Annotated in this window: 12 protein-coding genes, 1 pseudogene and 1 riboswitch; of the genes and pseudogenes, 2 read left to right on the top strand and 11 right to left on the bottom strand. The window is 34.8% G+C overall.

Annotation, left to right across the window (positions count from 1 at the left end; translation table 11 throughout):
• Nucleotides 1-288: 288 nt before the first annotated feature.
• The 5 genes and pseudogenes from MKY70_RS09700 to MKY70_RS09680 all read right to left on the bottom strand — a co-directional run bounded on the left by MKY70_RS09700 (nucleotide 289) and on the right by MKY70_RS09680 (nucleotide 6,473).
• The gene (locus MKY70_RS09700; RefSeq protein WP_341026372.1) at nucleotides 289-1,326 is read right to left on the bottom strand and encodes a serine hydrolase domain-containing protein; all 1,038 of its coding nucleotides are present in this window, start codon (nucleotides 1,324-1,326) and stop codon (nucleotides 289-291) included.
• 762 nt (nucleotides 1,327-2,088) lie between these two features.
• Complete coding sequence (locus MKY70_RS09695; protein ID WP_341024047.1) at nucleotides 2,089-3,879, bottom strand: hybrid sensor histidine kinase/response regulator transcription factor; 1,791 nt, start codon at nucleotides 3,877-3,879, stop codon at nucleotides 2,089-2,091.
• A 4-nt stretch (nucleotides 3,880-3,883) separates the two neighbouring features.
• Nucleotides 3,884-4,474 carry a sensor domain-containing protein gene (locus MKY70_RS09690; RefSeq protein ID WP_088032494.1) on the bottom strand — a complete coding sequence of 197 codons (591 nt, stop codon included), beginning with the start codon at nucleotides 4,472-4,474 and terminating at the stop codon, nucleotides 3,884-3,886.
• Between the two features lie 356 nt (nucleotides 4,475-4,830).
• A pseudogene (locus tag MKY70_RS09685) lies at nucleotides 4,831-4,974 on the bottom strand (IS4 family transposase); the annotation flags it as partial.
• Nucleotides 4,975-5,312: 338 nt separating this feature from the next.
• Nucleotides 5,313-6,473 carry a serine hydrolase domain-containing protein gene (locus MKY70_RS09680; RefSeq protein ID WP_088032492.1) on the bottom strand — a complete coding sequence of 387 codons (1,161 nt, stop codon included), beginning with the start codon at nucleotides 6,471-6,473 and terminating at the stop codon, nucleotides 5,313-5,315.
• Nucleotides 6,474-7,054: 581 nt separating this feature from the next.
• Here MKY70_RS09680 and MKY70_RS09675 point away from each other — a divergent pair.
• A complete protein-coding gene (locus MKY70_RS09675) occupies nucleotides 7,055-9,085 on the top strand; it encodes a serine hydrolase (RefSeq protein WP_088032491.1) in 2,031 nt (676 codons plus the stop codon).
• Nucleotides 9,086-9,444: 359 nt separating this feature from the next.
• Here MKY70_RS09675 and MKY70_RS09670 read toward each other — a convergent pair whose 3' ends face one another.
• The 5 genes from MKY70_RS09670 to MKY70_RS09650 all read right to left on the bottom strand — a co-directional run bounded on the left by MKY70_RS09670 (nucleotide 9,445) and on the right by MKY70_RS09650 (nucleotide 16,356).
• Nucleotides 9,445-10,071 carry a LysE family translocator gene (locus MKY70_RS09670; RefSeq protein WP_088032490.1) on the bottom strand — a complete coding sequence of 209 codons (627 nt, stop codon included), beginning with the start codon at nucleotides 10,069-10,071 and terminating at the stop codon, nucleotides 9,445-9,447.
• Between the two features lie 234 nt (nucleotides 10,072-10,305).
• On the bottom strand, nucleotides 10,306-11,385 hold the full coding sequence (gene nheC, locus MKY70_RS09665; RefSeq protein WP_088032489.1) for a non-hemolytic enterotoxin subunit C: 1,080 nt from the start codon (nucleotides 11,383-11,385) through the stop codon (nucleotides 10,306-10,308).
• 133 nt (nucleotides 11,386-11,518) lie between these two features.
• Nucleotides 11,519-12,727: a non-hemolytic enterotoxin NHE subunit B gene (gene nheB / locus MKY70_RS09660; protein WP_000162968.1), complete on the bottom strand. Its 1,209-nt coding sequence runs from the start codon at nucleotides 12,725-12,727 to the stop codon at nucleotides 11,519-11,521.
• Between the two features lie 37 nt (nucleotides 12,728-12,764).
• Nucleotides 12,765-13,925 carry a non-hemolytic enterotoxin NHE subunit A gene (gene nheA, locus MKY70_RS09655; protein ID WP_088032488.1) on the bottom strand — a complete coding sequence of 387 codons (1,161 nt, stop codon included), beginning with the start codon at nucleotides 13,923-13,925 and terminating at the stop codon, nucleotides 12,765-12,767.
• A 604-nt stretch (nucleotides 13,926-14,529) separates the two neighbouring features.
• Nucleotides 14,530-16,356 carry an APC family permease gene (locus MKY70_RS09650; protein WP_044440488.1) on the bottom strand — a complete coding sequence of 609 codons (1,827 nt, stop codon included), beginning with the start codon at nucleotides 16,354-16,356 and terminating at the stop codon, nucleotides 14,530-14,532.
• A gap of 144 nt (nucleotides 16,357-16,500) precedes the next feature.
• Nucleotides 16,501-16,647: riboswitch (cyclic di-AMP (ydaO/yuaA leader) on the bottom strand.
• A 139-nt stretch (nucleotides 16,648-16,786) separates the two neighbouring features.
• Between MKY70_RS09650 and MKY70_RS09645 the strand changes: the two genes are divergently transcribed.
• On the top strand, nucleotides 16,787-16,915 hold the full coding sequence (locus MKY70_RS09645; RefSeq protein ID WP_002086273.1) for a hypothetical protein: 129 nt from the start codon (nucleotides 16,787-16,789) through the stop codon (nucleotides 16,913-16,915).
• 62 nt (nucleotides 16,916-16,977) lie between these two features.
• Here MKY70_RS09645 and panE read toward each other — a convergent pair whose 3' ends face one another.
• Nucleotides 16,978-17,910 carry a 2-dehydropantoate 2-reductase gene (gene panE, locus MKY70_RS09640; protein WP_088032486.1) on the bottom strand — a complete coding sequence of 311 codons (933 nt, stop codon included), beginning with the start codon at nucleotides 17,908-17,910 and terminating at the stop codon, nucleotides 16,978-16,980.
• Between the last annotated feature and the right edge of the window lie 53 nt (nucleotides 17,911-17,963).

Genomic DNA, 17,963 nt, shown 5'->3' with positions numbered 1-17,963 from the left:
GATAGGCATGTGGCGATACCACATCAAGCTAAGAAAAGCTATTCCCCCCAAAACGCAAATTTTGTATTTATTATATCCCTGCATTCTTATTAAATAAAAATGAGAATGCAGGGATACTCGATTTGTAATATTACCGCAACGATAGTGGTGATTATTATGAATATTAAAAACACTAATCTAATTCTAAGGTTATTTCCGTTTTTTTGATTGGATTTTGAGAAATTGTAGGTTAAATTCTTTTAAACAATATAAACCAAATCCAAATACTGTATTCTACGCTCTATTTTTTTACTTTTCTAAAACAATTGCTGCTATTTCATTAGCATATTTTTTAGAGTCAAATTCATCATAGTTACTTAGTACCGCAACAGACAAATATTTTTCTGGAAACCGCATGAAGTGCGAACGATAACCTGCCCAACCTCCTGAATGTTCCAGGTATCGACAGTTAAAACTTTCTGCAACTCTCAACCCAAAAGCATAATCTTCATTGTCAATAATCATTTCTCCAGTTGGAGAAATTTTCGGACCTATTTCGCTCATTCTTTTAACAAGGCCTTTTCCACCAACGATACCTGTTGTTAAATTCTCTCCCCATTTTACCAGGTCTTCAACTGTTGTATGAACTGCCCCATCCCCTGTATGTTCCCAAGGACTTTCATAGATTTTATATGTTCCTTGTTCATTCTTCGAATATCCGCTAGCAATTGATATAGTAGTTGGGTAGTAATCCACAATTGTTGTGGCCCTCATATTTAAAGGGTCAAAAATACGCTCCTTTTTAAACTGACGTAGAGACTTGCCACTTACTTTCTCTATCACTTGTGATAATAAAAAATATCCTGTATTGCTATACTCAAATTTTGTTCCAACTGGGAACCTTGCAATTTGATGATTTTTAAGGTGTTCTAGCGATTCTTCCACAGTTAATGTATCAGTATATTTAATATTTGCTGCTTCAGCCAATTCCATATAATCAACTAGTCCGCCAGTGTGATGAATTAGGTGTCTCAATGTTATAGGTTCAGCATATGCTCCTATAGACGGAACAAACTTTACAATTGAATCATCTAAACTTAATTTCCCCTCTTGTTCTAAGAGCAATATAGAAAATGCTGTAAATTGTTTAGAAACTGAAGCAATATTAAAAATGATTTTAGTATTTATCGGTAGATTTCCCTCTATAGAAGCTAAGCCAACTGCACCTTTATAAGTTATTCCGCTATCGAAACTAGCAATATATGCAAAGCCAGGAGCTTTTGATGAAAACTTTTTTAATAATTGTTTAATCGATGTATGCGTCTTTTCATTATATGTATTATTCACCTCAATCACATACCCTTCCCTTTAAATGATTAGAAATATATTAACCTGTTATCTTTCTCATATTCATTCCAATTGAACTCCGTATCGGATTATGAAATCCAGCAATAGGATGACCATCTTCAGGCTGGTTGCGCAGACCTACTTGTATACTTCAGTTTTAGATTATCTTTTGCATCATTCCAATATAATTTCAATTTTAGAATTATATTACTTCAACTCAAAACGACATATTTTAATTTGACTACAATAAAGCACCCTCACACTAATTTCTTTAGTTTCTAAATTCTTCTCTTTATAGAGAACTTGAATTTAGTGAGTGCTATTATCCTCGACTTTACGGAAGTAACTCTTTCAATTCCAAAACCACTCATGGCAACGTAATAGATATTTTCGAAATGGGGTCAATAACATCTATTTTACTTTCAGAATTAGGAACGATGTGCTAGCGAATATGAAAACTATTTACCAGTCCTCTGTGAAGATAGGTTTTAATAAAATATTCATCTCCCTTATACCTTGTTCCAATTTCGGTTATAGTCTACAACTTTTATAGTCATCGTCCATAGTGTTTTACTTTTTCGATATAAAAATCCGAATACCCATTTTAAACAACTAAATTATATTAGACTATATTCACAAAAAAGCAGGGGGTTTCCAACTCTTTATTTTTCATTGTAGTTTCAAATGTAGTATTGGGTAGTGATGCCCTGTATTATCTGTAAGTTCCCCATTGACTTCAGCTAACTAGTTCCAGTGAGAGTGTCAAGAAAGTAATCCTATATCTTTTGCCTTTTGTACGGCTTCTTCTCGATTTTTAACTCCTAGCTTCTCATAGAGATTGGAGGCGTAATTTCTTACCGTTCCGTTTGACAAGTAAAGTTTCGAAGCTATTGTTTTATAACGGCTTCCTTGTGATAATAGTTCCAAAATCTCTAATTCTCGTTTCGTTAATCCATACTCTTTTCCATCTGATTTTGATTCAAATGATCCTATTTCTTCATTTTCTTCCCACATTCTATGGAACAAGTCATGATTAATCATCGTGCCTCCTCGATAGACTAGACGAATTGATTCAGCTAGTTCACGCGAATCTATGGATTTCAATAAATATCCATCCGCACCATTTCGTATGATTTCTTTTGCCCTTTCTGTATTCTGAAAGGTTGACAGAATGAGTACACGAATGCCCGGCCATTTTTCCTTAATCATTTTAGTCGCATGAATCCCATCCAGATTTGGCATCTCTAAATCCATTAATACTACATCTGGTTTTAGTCTCTCACACAATTCCAAAGCCCGTTCTCCATCTTCAGCCATTCCCACTACTTGTAAATCCTCCTGTCCATCCAAAATTGTATGAAGACTTTCTCGGATAAAAGAATGATCATCGACAATACACAGGCGGATTTGTTCATTAGACAGTTGTACTTGTTTCGGTAAAACACATGAAATTAACGTCCCTTCCCCCTTTTTGGAATAAACAATGACTCTTCCTTGTGACTGACTCACACGCTCTTTCATTGCAGTTAATCCAAAGCCATCCTTCCACTCTTCTACCCCACAGCCATTATCCTGTACATCCAATCTTATCTGTTGTGGTTCAAAGTGAAGTGACACAATGATTTCTGTGGAATGCCCATGGCGAACAGCATTTGTTAGTGATTCCTGCAAGCTCCTATATAGTGTCATTTTTGATTGTTTGGAGGCCATATACTCTTCTCCTATTATTCGAGTACGTACATTTACTTTTGCATGTTTCTTAAATTCCTCTGTCAATTGTTGTAATGTGACAGCTAAGGGAATCGATTCTTGTGATAAATCCAATTGATGTAAATACAGTCTTACTTCCTCCATACTGTTACGGGCCAATTGTAATAATGAATCGAGCTGTTGCTCTCCTTCTTTAGACTTTAATTCCATACGTAATGTTTCCATCCCCATAATAATTGAGGTATAGGAATGCCCCATCGTATCGTGTAAGTCTTTTGAGAGCCTATCACGTTCCTCGAGTAATGTAATCCGCTCAACTTGGGATACGTATTGTTCCAATACATGTTTCTGGTTCCGAATAGTTTCACTTTGACGGTAATTAGTAGCCAGTAAACGAAAGAAAGACCCCATAGCAAAAGCTAAACTGATTTGTAGGATGATTCCCCATAAATCTGTTACTTTGGAAAATATCGCAATGAGCAATGGGAATAAAATAATTGTGATAGGACCCGACCAACGGTAAGATTTATGAGCACTATTTGCCGCAATCATAAAAGTTGGCATTAAAAAAGCAAGATATGCTGACGGAAATAATAAAGTTAAATAGAAACACATTCCGCCAAATAATATTATTTCAGTAAACAAATAATAGCGATAACTAAACATTAAACAAATCCAAGGTACTGAAAATGAAACTATTTCCCAAAGAATAATGATCCAAAGTGGTACTGTCAAATAATCTTGTTGTTGGATAGTCATCGATATCAATGATAGCCAAATAATAAAACGTATACAAAGTAAGGCCCAATCATACCAAAACCATATTTTCAAAGTATTAAACAAATTATCACTCCTTTATAGCTTTAAACATGGAACGCGTGTACATTCCAATAATTCGAACTAAGCCGTTTCCAATAAGATTATGTATCCAGATGAGAATGAAACCAACAATCATGACAAAAATTGCTGTCTCCCATGAATTCACAGCAATGCCCAATAAGTATATATTAAAATATCGAAAAAGTAAGGGTGTAACGATACATACTAGCGGCATTACATACAGTAAAACAGCACATATAAGACTTATTATTCCGATAAAAAATTTCTGCATGAGCCAAAAAATAGCTCTCCAGTTGCTATTATTAAGGATTGTATCTCTCGCTTTAATCCATTTATCTCCCTCCTCTTTTTTTCTTGGTTCGAATAATTCTATCGATACATCTGTATAAACCTTTGTTTGAATACGTTCATACTGAACAAACGTGTGAGTTGTTTGTAGCACCCAAACCAACAAGGGAATACCCAAAAAGATAATCGTCATTACTAATGCAAATGTAATGCTGACCAGATAGAAACAAAAGTAAAAGAATCCGGATACAAAGGTAAATAACAAGAAATAAAAATCTTGCAAAGTTTTTTGAGCTGATGCTTTCGTCATTAAAATCTCTCCTCCTCATTCATTGTTAATGCGTTAAAAGCTACTTTTTGATTCTAAGTATTTTTCTGTCACATACGGTAGTGTCAAAGTGTCATTGTTTGTATGACATAACTATCAATAAAGCCTTAGCCCACTCAATTTTTGTTATCTTTTATAAATATGACAAAAATTTCCAACCGAATAAAGGAGCGTACAAAAATGAAACAAGCAATTAACAAACTGGAGATCGTTGCAATTCTTCTTTCTTCTTCAACCATGATTTCTGCATGTTCCCAACAATCGTTAGAAGCAGGAAAATCAATACCATCAGCATCCACGAATAATATCCAAATGACGAAAGGTCCTAATAATAAAAAAGAAATAGAATCTTTTGCCTGATACTTACTGATTCGTTTTACAAAACCAACATCTCTAGCAAGATCCCGTAAGGTATTTAAAGATAAAAAACTTTGAATCTCTTGAGCAAATAGTTGTAATTCGTCAGACATAGAAACAGACATAAAAAACACCATCCTTTCCTATGATTCTACAGAAAGAACAGCGTATTTTTCATTTTAGGGGGCATTCCTTTTTATTAACTTGATAGCGATAGGGTACCGCCACATATCCATCAAATTAAGCACTTGCTTTACCCCCAAATGTAAAAAAACGCTATCCTTTTCTATGATTCTAGAGAAAGAATAACGTTTTTTTATATTACGGAGAATTTTGTTTTATTAGCTTAATAGCATTTACCACCTTAATTAAAAATTTTAAAAGGAAGTTGGTTTTTTAAACCAGAAAGGTATATTTTTAACTATAAAAACTATAACAAAATTTACTTGACGTTCCTTTTTGCCTACTTGTTAAATTCAGAAAGTAAAATGTTTTTAAAAGGATCAGAACGACTAGTTTTATGGCCATTCAAATTGATGGCCAATGTATGCTTGCCTCCAAGTGTGCCTCCAGAAAAAGTAGAAAACCCTGGAACACCGCCTGCGTGTCCCCATATCGAGACACCGTTTTGAAGTTTAGTTTCATAGATTCCAAGACCATATCCATCGATTTCTTCTGTTCCTGTAGGAACTGTAGTAAGCATTTGTTTTAGTTGCTGTTCCTTCAGTAATTTGCCACTGAGTAAGTAAGAGAAAAATTTGTTTAAATCGTCAGCAGTAGAAATCATATCTCCATCCGAGCTACCTGGGTTAGAATAAGTAACGTCTTTTAGCTCACTTTCTCCATCATATCTTTCATATCCACGGGCATGCTTGGTGCCTGGAATAACCGTTGAATTGCCAGGTAGGAATGTATTCGACAATTCAAGCGGTTCAATAATTCGATTTTCAACCTCTTCCGCATAGCTGTTTCCAGTTACTTTTTCAATAAGGATACCCAGTAATACGTATCCTGTGTTTGAATAAGACCAGCCCTTTCCTGGAGCAAAGTCTGGGGGAAGAGAAATCCCCATCTTTACGAATTCTTCAGCTGTATACGATTTTTTTGTATCTTTAATATCAAAGTCTGTTGACTTTATGTAGTCAGCGATACCACTTGTATGATTCAATATCTGCCGGATAGTAATCTGGTTACTATCATATCCGTTTCCTTGAATGACACCAGGCAACCATTTTTCAATGGAGTCGTCTAGATTCAAGCTGTTCTCTCCAGCTAATTGAAGTAGCACTGTTGCAATGAATGTCTTCGTCGTACTGCCAATGCGAAAGCGAAAATCTGTTTTCATCGGCTTCTTGGTTCTCAGATCCGCTATGCCAGCGGTATAACTCCACGTTTTTCCACCCTTATAAATTTTAGCAAGTATTCCAGGGTATCCAAGTTGTAGTGTATCCCGTATTGCTTGCTTTACAGAAGTACGATCTCGTTGGGTACTTGTTTGTAACGAACTAGATACATTTTGAGTGGGCTCTGCTTTTACAATTGAGGTTGGTGTTGTATATAACAGAGAACTTCCAGTCATTAAAAGGACTAAACCTGTAGATGTAATCTGGCAATGCTTTTTCATAAAGATATTCCTCTCCTCTATTCATATTTTATCGGTAGTTATTTGCTGTTTTATACTAGTCACACAGCTTTCATCTTAACCAAAGACAAATGGACAAGAGTGGATTTGCAATTATCTTACTCAGTATTATTTTCACAAATGCTATTGTGTCCTAACAAACGGTAAATTTCTCTTTTTCCACTTGTATGTTAACCCTAGAAACTACTTCTTTTCCTTAAAATACTCTTGTTACTGGTTTGTTTTTCATAAATAGGTCATACCTGTTTCCCCTTTCACGCCTCTTTATATTTTTGTCATGCACAATGAAAATCTCCCCTCCTCATTTATTGTTAATACTTTAAAAACTGCTCTTTGATTCTAAGTTTTTTTTGTCACATACGGTAGTGTCAAAATGTCATGGTTTCAATGACATAGCTATTAATACAGCCGTATCCCACTCAATTTTTGTTGTTCTTTATAAATATGACAAAAGTTCACTATCGACTATGACTCGCCGCTTGCTACACTCTTTTCATACGCTAACGAGCCGCTAACTCGTTGCGCTAACAAAAAAATTCCAACCAAATAAGGAGCGTACAAAAATGAAACAAGCAATTAACAAATTGGGGATCGTTGCAATTCTTCTTTCTTCTTCAACCATGATTTCTGCGTGTTCCCAACAATCGTTAGAAGCAGGAAAATCAAAACCATCGGCATCCGCGACTAATATCCAAATGACGAAAGGGCCTAATAATAAAAAAGAAATAGAATCTTTTGCTGATCCGTTATTTGAAGAAAAAATGAAGAAGCACAATGTGAACGGTTCTAGTTTTGTCGTCGTTCATGATGGAAAGGTCGTTGTCAATAAAGGGTATGGATATGCCGATAAAGAAAAGAAAATCCCCGTCACTAAGGATACGGTCTTTCAAATCGCTTCAGTCTCGAAAACTTTTACTGCTTTGGCTGTGATGCAGCAAGTCGATAAAGGAAAGCTTAAACTAGATCAAGACGTACAAAAATATCTTGGTGGATTACAAATACCTAATCAAACAGGGAAACCTCTTACCTTGTTTGATATGCTCACTTATACTAGTGGGGTAGATTTTCCCGACCTCACAAATATAACTGGACCTGAATATATTAATAATAGTATACCAATGAATGAATTTTTCTCTAAACATATGCCAACTGTGGTACGACCACCAGGTGAAGTTTATACGTATGACAACGTCTCATTTGCGCTCGCAGGGTTTGCAGTAGAGAATGTTACTAACAGCCCTTTCTCCAAATATATGGAAAAGAATATTTTCAAACCATTAGATATGAAATCTACAAGTATGAGCTTTACGCCTGAACTTCTAGAAAGAATGGCTACACATTATGGTCCCACTGGCGAACCGATCCCAACAAGTGGGAGCGGTTTAAGGGATACACCACAAGGAGGCATTTTATCTACTGCAGAAGACATGTCAAAATACATGATTATGCAACTACAGAAAGGAAAGTTTAAAGACAAAGAAATTGTAAGTAAAAAAAGCATAGATATGATGCATGCCTATCAAGTTTTTGATGATAAGACCAACCCTGTTGCGACAATTGGATTTGAAACGCCTTTTAATAAATTTGCTAACGGTCAACACGTTGTAATGAAAGGGGGAAGTATGCCCGGACATCAATCACTGATGATTTTAGTGCCTGAACAAAAAACAGCATTCTTCATGTCTTACAATAATGATTCCTTGATGAGTATAGACGTATATGAAGCTCTCATGGATCACTATTTCCCTGCTAAGAAGAATGAAGTAAAAACAAGTTATCTCCCGTTAGAGGAAAAAGAAGCTCATAAATACTTGGGCTTATTCCAAAATACGCGTTTCGCTGCAATTCGCACTCATTTTACTTATGAAAATGGGAATTTAGTCATGGAGGGTGGAATAACTGGAAAACAAGTTCTCAAAATGATTCATCCGTTGTTATTTGAAGATTCGGAAGGCAACAAAGTTGCTTTCAAAAAGAATTCAGCTGGAGAAATCACATATTTTCACTACGATTCTCCTAAAAGCCTTGATTTTGTAGCAGATGCCCAGAGAATTAACAACAAACCACCTTTTGATGACGTTCCACAAAAGAGTAACTATAGAAGTCACATTGATAATCTTCATGCCCTAAATATTATGGGTGCTAAAACAGGTAATCTATTCAATCCGATGGAAACCATGACACAAGGAGAGTTTGCGGATACGTTGTTACTTGCTCATGGATGGAACGGTTTTCCAGACGACTCAAAAGAGGCAAGGGAAAAAATTATGAATGGAATTCCAGAGTATAACCGTGCTACTCCGATTACCCGACAGGTCGCAGCAACCATGATTCAAAACGTAAAGCAAATTCAAGACTTGAAAACGATTCAACCTGACAAAGCTATTAAAGTTAAATTACTGGATGCCGCAGATGACTGGGCAGTCCAATCGATTCAGGCACTTGCCTCCCAAGGAATTCTAGACCCTGATACTTCCATTAATGCTGACGGATCCTTTATGTTTCGTCCGAAAGACCTGTTACTGCGTCAAGAAGCAAGTGCTCTGCTGGATTTAGCTTTTAACTATTATGTACTGCCTATCAAACGACAGTAGATATTCATCCTAAATTGAATCAAAAAAATTGGATGATGGTATCTCATCAGCATCAGGTAAAAAATAACAAGACATTCAACTTTATAAGAGCTTTATGGAAACGGTAACGATTTGAAGCATAACCTGACACACTTGAAGTTTTTGCATTTAAAGAAGGAACCTATCAGGAAGTATGATAGGTTCCTTCTTTGTTATATAAATAATTTTAACTTTGATATAAGGGGTTAATAATGCCAATTATCCGAGAAAAAGATCAACTTCCCTACCTTAAAATCATTATAAAATTGTGAAATGGTAGCTTTAGAATAAATGAAAAGAGAAATAACCACCATTGATTATTTCTCTTTTCATATACATATTTATTTTTGGAAAAATAACCTAACTCCAAATACTAATAATACTGCGCCCGTAATACCCTCTATTGTACGATTCACTCTTTCTTTTCTTAAAAAAGTTCTTAATTGACGTATTAGTGAGATATAAAGTAAATACCATATTGCTGTCAAAGTCGTAAATGTGACTCCTAACAAAAGAAATTGTAGGAAATGACTTTGATTGCTCACAATAAATTGGGGTAAAAAACTAAGGAAAAACACAGCAGTTTTTGGATTTAAGATTGCCGTGGTAAATCCTTGTCTAAAACTTTTAATCGTTCCAATATCCTTAGAGTTCATTCCCACTGAACCTGACATATCTTCTTTTTTATGTAAGGCACTTTTAATTGACTTTACAGCTAAGTAAATTAAATAAAAAGCCCCAGCATATTTTATAAATGTAAATAACATCGCAAATTTCATTAGGATGGCAGAAAGTCCTAGTGTAGCCATTATTGTATGAATCATCATTCCAGATACCGTTCCTAAGACGGTCTTTATCCCACCATTTTTACCATGCGAGATAGTGTTTTTTGTAACTAAGGCAAAACCGGGACCAGGCATTATTATGATTAGGATTGCTGTAAGGATAAATAACAAATAATTTTCCATGTTCTAGTATTTCCTTTCCAATTTTTAGTTTTTCCTATAGTATAGCTTTTTTACTTAAAATATTAAATATAAAAAGCGTGATCAGGAGTTTATCAAGGTTATTAGTATCAATTTGATCAAACATTATCCTAAAGTTACATTGATAAAACACACGGCAAACTTATGGGTAAAATTACAAGCTCGGCTCTCACAAAAAACGGGATAAAAAAATAAACAGTGGAACTAGTCCGCTATTTATTTCGCCACGCCTTCATGTAATTTTTCTGTATAATCTTTTACATCCTTCCAGCTATCTTTCGCTGTATTTAAATCTTCTTTTATAAAGGTAAATTCTTCGGGACTGATTCCTTTTACGTTTTGTAGTAAATTATTATATTTCGCACCTACCGTATACCACTGATTTGATATGTTTTGCAGTGCTGTAATTGCTGCATCAATTGTTTCTGTCATATTAGTTGTTTTATTTTTTGCATCTGTCAAAATTGCCACTTCTGCTTGCGATCCAGAAATTCTATTCTTTAAACTGGCTATTTCTCGTTCTGCATTTGCAATATCTTTTTTCGCAATCGCAATCATCGGTCCCCCCGCAAGACAAGTTATTAATGCTACGCAAAGTACACCACCAGCAATCACCATATCGTTACTCTTTTTGATCGAATCGTTATATGTATTTATTTGTTGCTCTAGAGCTGGAATACCAGCATTCGTACTTGCCAAAATCGCTGTTAATTGATTTGTATCCTCTTTAAAACTATTTGTGTCTTTCGCCATTCTATCGCGAAAAGCTTTCAAATTCCCTAATAATACATCTACCTCATTTTGATTCTTTAAAATGTCCGCATACAACTTTTCTAAATCCGCTTTTAACTTTACGCTATCTTTTTGATCAATCGCTAATAGCATGTCACTATAGTACGCTTGAAAAGTATTGTTGTAATCAATAATATTTTGATCCGTTTTCATAATTTGAGGCTTCATATTATTTAACCAATATGCCGCATTAATTTTTGCATCTTTTTGATGCTGAATCATATTCCCTCTTAAATTACCATTAATTGAACTTATTTTACTCAAATCAGTCTCTTGTTGATTTTGAATTAATTTTGCATATGAATCCATCGCAAATATACTTGATGTCGTTTGCGCCATTACATCTTGGAATCCTGCTGGTCCGAGAGAATAATTTTTTGCACTCTCTTGCAATGTTTTTACGTTTTGTTCCGCTGCAAAAGGATGTAAAGGAAGCACATTACTCGTTGCCACTCCAGCAATCATTATCGTTAAAAGGCATTTTTTATAGAAATTATTACGCATACTTATCACCTATTCTTTTTATGAGGATATGAAACGTTAGAGGTAAAAGAACTCCTGCTCACTACTGAACAGGAGCTCTCTATTTTATAATAATCAATTATCTATACATAATGTTGTAACAGTTTAATCGCTATTATGCTTTTTTCGTATCTACTACTTTAATATCTTCAGCATAAATCTTTTCTGCATAGTCTTTAATGTTTTTCCAGCTATCTTTAGCTATATTCAGGTCTTCCTTAATGAAAACAAGGTCGTTTGGACTAATAGAGTCTACATTTTGAAGTAATGAATTATATTTCGATCCCATTGTATACCATTGGTTTGAAATATTTTGCAACGCTGTAATTGCTGTATCAATTGTGTTTGTTAAATACTCAGTTTGTGTTTTAATGTTCGTTAGTCCTGCCACTTCTAATTGGGCAGTTGTAACTTGTCCTGTTATCTTTTGAATTTCTGCCTGTGCATTATCAAGCTCTTTCTTCGCTAATACGATTCCAGCTGTTCCACCACCTACAGCTGCTGCACCACCTGCAATTAACGCGACTCCTAGCGGCGTTCCTGCACCTGTAGCAATAACTACTGCACCACCAATAATTGCAATTGGCCCTAGAGCTGTCGCAACTGATGAACCGATAATAATTGCATTATATTTACTAATCGCTTCATTGTACGTTGTAATTTGATTTTGCAGAAGCGGGATTCCTGCATCTTGACTAGCTAATATAGATGTAATTTGATTTGCATCACCTTTGAAGTTTTGCGTATCGGACGTCATTTTGTTTCGGAATTTTTTCAAGTCTTCTACTAACTGATCTACTTGCGCTTTATTTTCATTAATACTACTTGATAATCTAGTTAAACCTTTCGTAAGAGTCGCTTTATCTTTTGCATCTACCGCAGCGACTAAAGTATCATAATAGTTTTGGAATTTCGTATTGTAATTAATAATATTTTGATTCGTTGAAATAAGCTGTGGTTTTAATACATCTAACCATTGCTTCGCATTTCCTCTAGCTGTATCCTGGTGCTGAATCACTTTCCCTTTTAAAGCCGCATCAACAGACGATACATTACCAAAGTTAACATTACCTTGTTTAATAATTGTTAAAGCGTACAGATCCATTACTAAAGCGTTTGAACCTGTTCTTTCCATTGCATCTTTCAGGCCTTCTGGTCCTAATGAATATTCTTCGTAGTCATTATAAGCTTTTGCTACAGCATGAACTGGAGCTTGTTTCACTGTACTTTCAGCTGCATACGTATGGGCCGGCATAATATTCCCTGCTGCAAATACTGCCATAAGTGCTGATAGAGCCATTACTTTATAAGGTTTTTTTGTCATTTTTCTTCTCTCCCTATATCGCTAATTATTTTTCTGTTTAATGTACTTCAACGTTTGTAACGTAATCTTCAAATTGATTTGTTTGCTTATTCATTTCATCACTTACTTTTTTAAGTTGATTGAAATGTTTTTGAAGTAAACTACTGTCTGTATACGTGCCTTCTTCAATATTTGTTTGAATTTGGATCATATTATTATTTAAAACTTTCCAATCCGTTAATAACGTTTCTAAAGTTGTAATTTGGCGATCAATTAGTTCTGTAAAGCTACTTACTTGATCTTCAACAAATGTAATTTGAGTCGCCTCTAATTCAGTTTGTGATAACTTCTGAATAAGCGGTAATAACTCTTTTTGCTTTTGTTGAATACGAAGAGCTGCTTCCCTCGTTTGACTATCTGCAGCATTTACAATTTCATTACTTAAAGTACCGATAGAAACAAAGTCGATTGTTTTCGTTTGTGCAGTTTGATTTGTAATTGTAAATACTTGTTTACCGATATTAATAGAACCTTTAATAATTTCTTGTGGTCTATTCAAAATAGTAGTTAGTTCAGCTTGAATTTCCCCTTGAATTCTTTTTATGTCTTCTCTTAATTTCACAATATCTCCACTTGATCCTTGCAGTGTTTTTATTGCTTCATCAGCTTTAATTGATAAGTTATTACTATCTTTGTCTAATACCGTTTTAAATCGATTTAACTCTAATAAATCTTGCTCCATACTCTCTTGAATGCTTTGGACTTGCAATTGTAATTTTCCATATGCGTTTGTAAAATCTGCTTTTGCCTGTTCATCTTCATTTACTTTTCCTGCTAGTTCATAGAGCTTACTATAATAGCTATTAAATCTAGTGCTGTATCTCATCATCTCTTGATTTAAGTCGATTAGCTTCGGATTATATTCATCAATCCACTCTCGTACATTCGCCTTTGCAAATTTTTGATGATTCGTCAAACTACTCATCGCATTTACCTTAATGTCTGGTTGTTGTAAAATAACTAATCCGTATGCTTGGATAAGTGGTGACTGTGACCCTAACATTCTAATTGAATTTGATAATGTATTTGGAGCAATTACATTTTGCACGTTTAATACTTTCACCTTTGGTTGCCCCTCTTCAGCGTAAGCGCTTACAGGAATGAAGCAACTCGTAGATACTGCTGTAACCAATAACCCTGTAATTAAAGTTTTTTTCACTTTAACCCCTCCTATGTATTAGCAACTATTACTATCGCATTTTATTATTCTATTTTCTTGCACATTATTTGAGATGGTTAAAAATAGAGAACGTTCTCACCGTGAGTCATGTACGAAACACCTCTCTCAAACTTTATTTCTACAGTACTTACTTATTGTTATAAAACATTTCATAACTTTTCACATGTGCTTAGTATGAATAATATTGTATAAAATTTCTGTTTCATCGCAATTTCCATATTCACACAGTGAATATATTACATGAAAATATTATTCATTTTAAGATAAATAACGCACGTAAATATGAAATTCCGTTTTGTTTTTATTAAAGTTTTGTACTGTAAGGTCATTTAAACACAGCTATTCATCTATCGTAAAGAAGTATTTTAATTCCCTTTATTTTCAAGACCTCATGTCCTTATTCCAAAATAAAATCCACTTAACTCCCTCCATTAAAATATCCATATATCACAACAAAAAACACTGTTTACTCATAAGTGATTATATTATAGTAATATAACTTTAAGGCCTATATGCAATTATGCATAGCATATACACAAAAAGGATAGCTTCACTTTCGTGAAGCTATCCTTAAAAAATCTTATTACTTTTTCAAATGATATGGAACTGTCGTAATAACAACATTTCTTTTATAGAGTAAATACGCACGAATGAGTAAACTAGACTGATTATGAAGAATGTTATGCCAACCTTTTTTCGGAATAAACTGTGGTATAACGACCGTAACTCGGTAATTTGATTCACTCGCCTTATATTGTACTGTATCAATAAATTTTGTTAGCGGCTGAATAATACTTCTATAATGAGAATGTAATGTAACAAGCCTTACTTCAGGTTGCCACTTCTCCCATTTCTCTTCAAATTTCTTTTCCTCTTCTCTGTCAAAAGCAACATACACAGCGATAACTTGATCTGCAGAAAGAGCTTTAGCATAGTTCAGTGAATTTTCTACTACATGAGTCATACCAGCTACAGGAACGACAATTACATTCCCTTCAATCGGAACAAGTGGTTCACAAGTTTTTAAACTTAATTGATCCCCCACTGCATCATAATGCTTCTTTATTCGATGGAACAAGAAGATAATGGCAGGTAAGAAAATAAGGATCGACCAAACTTGTGCGAATTTAGTTAAAAAGAACATACTCATTACGATAAAACTAATGACTGCACCAATTAAATTGACCGTTAATCTTAAAGCCCATCCTTCAGGCTTTTCACGAAGCCATTTTAGTACCATTCCAGTTTGAGAAAGTGTAAACGGAATAAATACCCCTACTGCATATAGCGGAATCAAGTGTTCTGTTTTCCCCTGAAAAGCTACAATTAAAATAATCGAAGAAATCCCAAGTATAATAATACCGTTTGAATAACCTAGGCGGTCTCCTCTAATCGTAAACATTCTCGGTATGAACTTATCTTTTGCAAGATTAACCGCTAATAGTGGAAATGCAGAATAACCTGTGTTAGCCGCAAGAATTAATATTAAAGCTGTTGTACCTTGTATGAAATAGTACATGAAATTACGTCCAAAAGTTTGTTCAGCAATTTGTGAAACGACTGTTACTTCCTTACTTGGATTAATTCCGTAATAATAAGCTAAAAAGACAATTCCAGAAAATAAAACTGCAAGTAATGCACCCATTGCAAGCAATGTTTTCGCTGCATTGTTAGGTGCAGGATCTTTAAAGTTTGGAATTGCGTTAGATATCGCCTCAACACCCGTTAAAGCAGAGCTTCCTGAAGCAAATGCTCGTAACAGTAAGAACAAACTAATTCCCGCAACTGGTGTTCCAATTGGCGAATGCAGCGTGGGTGAAACGTGACCAGTCAAAATATTATATATTCCTACACCAATTAATATAAATAATGCTACAACGAATAAATAAACCGGATATGCTAAAACGGAAGCTGATTCCGTTACGCCTCTTAAATTTAAGATGGTAATCAATATGACAAATATAATCGCAATGATTACATTATGTGCATGTAAGCTAGGAAAAGCAGATGTGAGCGCATCTGTACCCGCAGATACACTTACTGCAACCGTTAAAATGTAATCAACTAATAAAGATCCTCCTGCTATTAAGCCTGGATTCATCCCTAAATTCTCTTTTGATACAACATATGCTCCGCCGCCATGAGGGTAAGCAAAAATAATTTGTCGATAAGATAAAATAAGAGCTGTCAATAATACTAATACCCCAATTGCAATCGGAATGGAATACCAATAAGCTACCGCTCCAAGGCCTGCTAGTGCAATTAATATTTGCTCTGGTCCGTATGCAACCGATGACAATGCGTCAGAAGATAAAATGGCTAGCGCCTTCGTTTTATTAAGCTTTTGCTCTCCTAACTCAGTTGATTTTAACGGCCTTCCAATTAAAAACCTTTTGATAGATGAAACCACTGCTGTCCACTCTCCAATAATTTTGCACGAATTTTTCTGCTAATTACAGCGGATAAACTATTTCTTCAGAAAACAAAAAATGTCTACAAGCCATAACGAAATAGACTTGTAGACATTATTTTTTTTGTCGCACAAGCTCCACCTTCCTTCTCAATATAACGCTTACGAGGTTAGCTGTCGGATTCGGGCCTATGAGTAGCCCTACCTTTTTCAAGGATTCACCCCATTGGATTATGTACTAATCCATAAGAACGGGTCCCCCGCACCATGCGGCTTCAGCGATTTAGAAAATTGAAACTGTGGATTATAATACTCCTTTATTTTCAAAAAGTAAACAAAAATTTTAAAAAAGAAAAAAATTAAAACGATTGCGCATAATCCACCGAAAAATATACATAATGAATACTAAAAATCCACAAAGGAGACCCGTATGTCTAAAGAAAAGAAGCCACTTTTTTCCGATTCATATTTAGATGCAGTAGCAAATGAAATTAATCAGCTATATGGTAAACGTGAAAGAGAACGAAATACGACAGATAAACCGAAAAGAAACGAATAAATTGTCAAAAAGAAACAAAAAAAGGATAGCAACATTTATATTTTGCTATCCTTTACTCTTTTTCATACCATTTCTTTAGTAAAAATCATTTTTTCATATACCTTTAAATTTTGATACACAACACTTAATAAAGGCACATCTATAGACATTTCCTCTGCTAATTTCAATAAGTATCCTTGTAAATGCTTCCCTTCAATGAGCGAACCTTTTTCCATATCCCGTTGCATCGATGACTTCATATCATACGAAATTTTATCAATCGTTTTCATATGTTCCTGGGCGATATTGTCCTTAACTGGAGCCCCCATAGATTTCATGATTTGCACTGATTCTTCAAATAAGTTCCTAATAAATTCTCGGCCTCCATCACTCTCACGAATCGGTCCTATCGGCGCACGCATTAATGTTGTCACACCTGACATTACGGTGATAAATAAATATTTATGCCACATATCTTGCACAATATTTTCACTTAAAACAAAACTAGCTTTTGTATCTGCAAATGTTTTAGAAATAAGCTTTATTCTCTCTGAATCTTGAGGCTTAATTTCCCCAAATACAAGTCTGTTGGCAACACTAGTTTGTACAATTTCTCCTTGATCGTTTAACGTCGTCTCGATAAAGCATAAACCGCCAATTACTTTTTCCACGCCGAATTCCTTTTGTAATAGTGTTAAATGAGCGATACCATTTAACACTGGAATTATTACTGTATTCTCTCCTACAAATGGTTTCAAATCTGTTATTGCCTCGTTTAGGTGATACGCTTTTGTTGAGAATAAAATCACATCAAATGGAGTCGTTCTATCTTCTTTCGTTACCAATTTCGGTTGAAATGAAAAATCTCCATTAACACTACGAATAACAAGGCCTTTTTCTTCTAATTGCTGTTTTCTTTTGCTGCGAATGAGAAATGTAACATCTTCTCCCTTTTCTACTAATCGGCCACCGAAAAATCCGCCAACGCCCCCAGCTCCTAATACTAAAATACGCATACAACATCCCCCTTTTTCTAACACAATTATACTAATTTTAGTATACATAACAT

It is taken from the genome of Bacillus sp. FSL R9-9492, from assembly GCF_038007365.1.
Lineage (GTDB): Bacteria > Bacillota > Bacilli > Bacillales > Bacillaceae_G > Bacillus_A > Bacillus_A mycoides.
The sequence above is the reverse complement of the archived record's forward strand: the minus strand, read 5'-3'. Positions and strand labels throughout refer to the sequence as shown.

What these genes read in the sequence shown, in the direction of transcription:
- MKY70_RS09680 (WP_088032492.1), bottom strand. Translation starts at nt 6,473, where the DNA reads ATGAAAAAGCATTGCCAGATTACATCTACAGGTTTAGTCCTTTTAATG.
- MKY70_RS09670 (WP_088032490.1), bottom strand. Translation starts at nt 10,071, where the DNA reads ATGGAAAATTATTTGTTATTTATCCTTACAGCAATCCTAATCATAATA.
- nheC (WP_088032489.1), bottom strand. Translation starts at nt 11,385, where the DNA reads ATGCGTAATAATTTCTATAAAAAATGCCTTTTAACGATAATGATTGCT.
- nheB (WP_000162968.1), bottom strand. Translation starts at nt 12,727, where the DNA reads ATGACAAAAAAACCTTATAAAGTAATGGCTCTATCAGCACTTATGGCA.
- MKY70_RS09645 (WP_002086273.1), top strand. Translation starts at nt 16,787, where the DNA reads ATGTCTAAAGAAAAGAAGCCACTTTTTTCCGATTCATATTTAGATGCA.
- MKY70_RS09690 (WP_088032494.1), bottom strand. Translation starts at nt 4,474, where the DNA reads ATGACGAAAGCATCAGCTCAAAAAACTTTGCAAGATTTTTATTTCTTG.
- panE (WP_088032486.1), bottom strand. Translation starts at nt 17,910, where the DNA reads ATGCGTATTTTAGTATTAGGAGCTGGGGGCGTTGGCGGATTTTTCGGT.
- MKY70_RS09675 (WP_088032491.1), top strand. Translation starts at nt 7,055, where the DNA reads ATGAAACAAGCAATTAACAAATTGGGGATCGTTGCAATTCTTCTTTCT.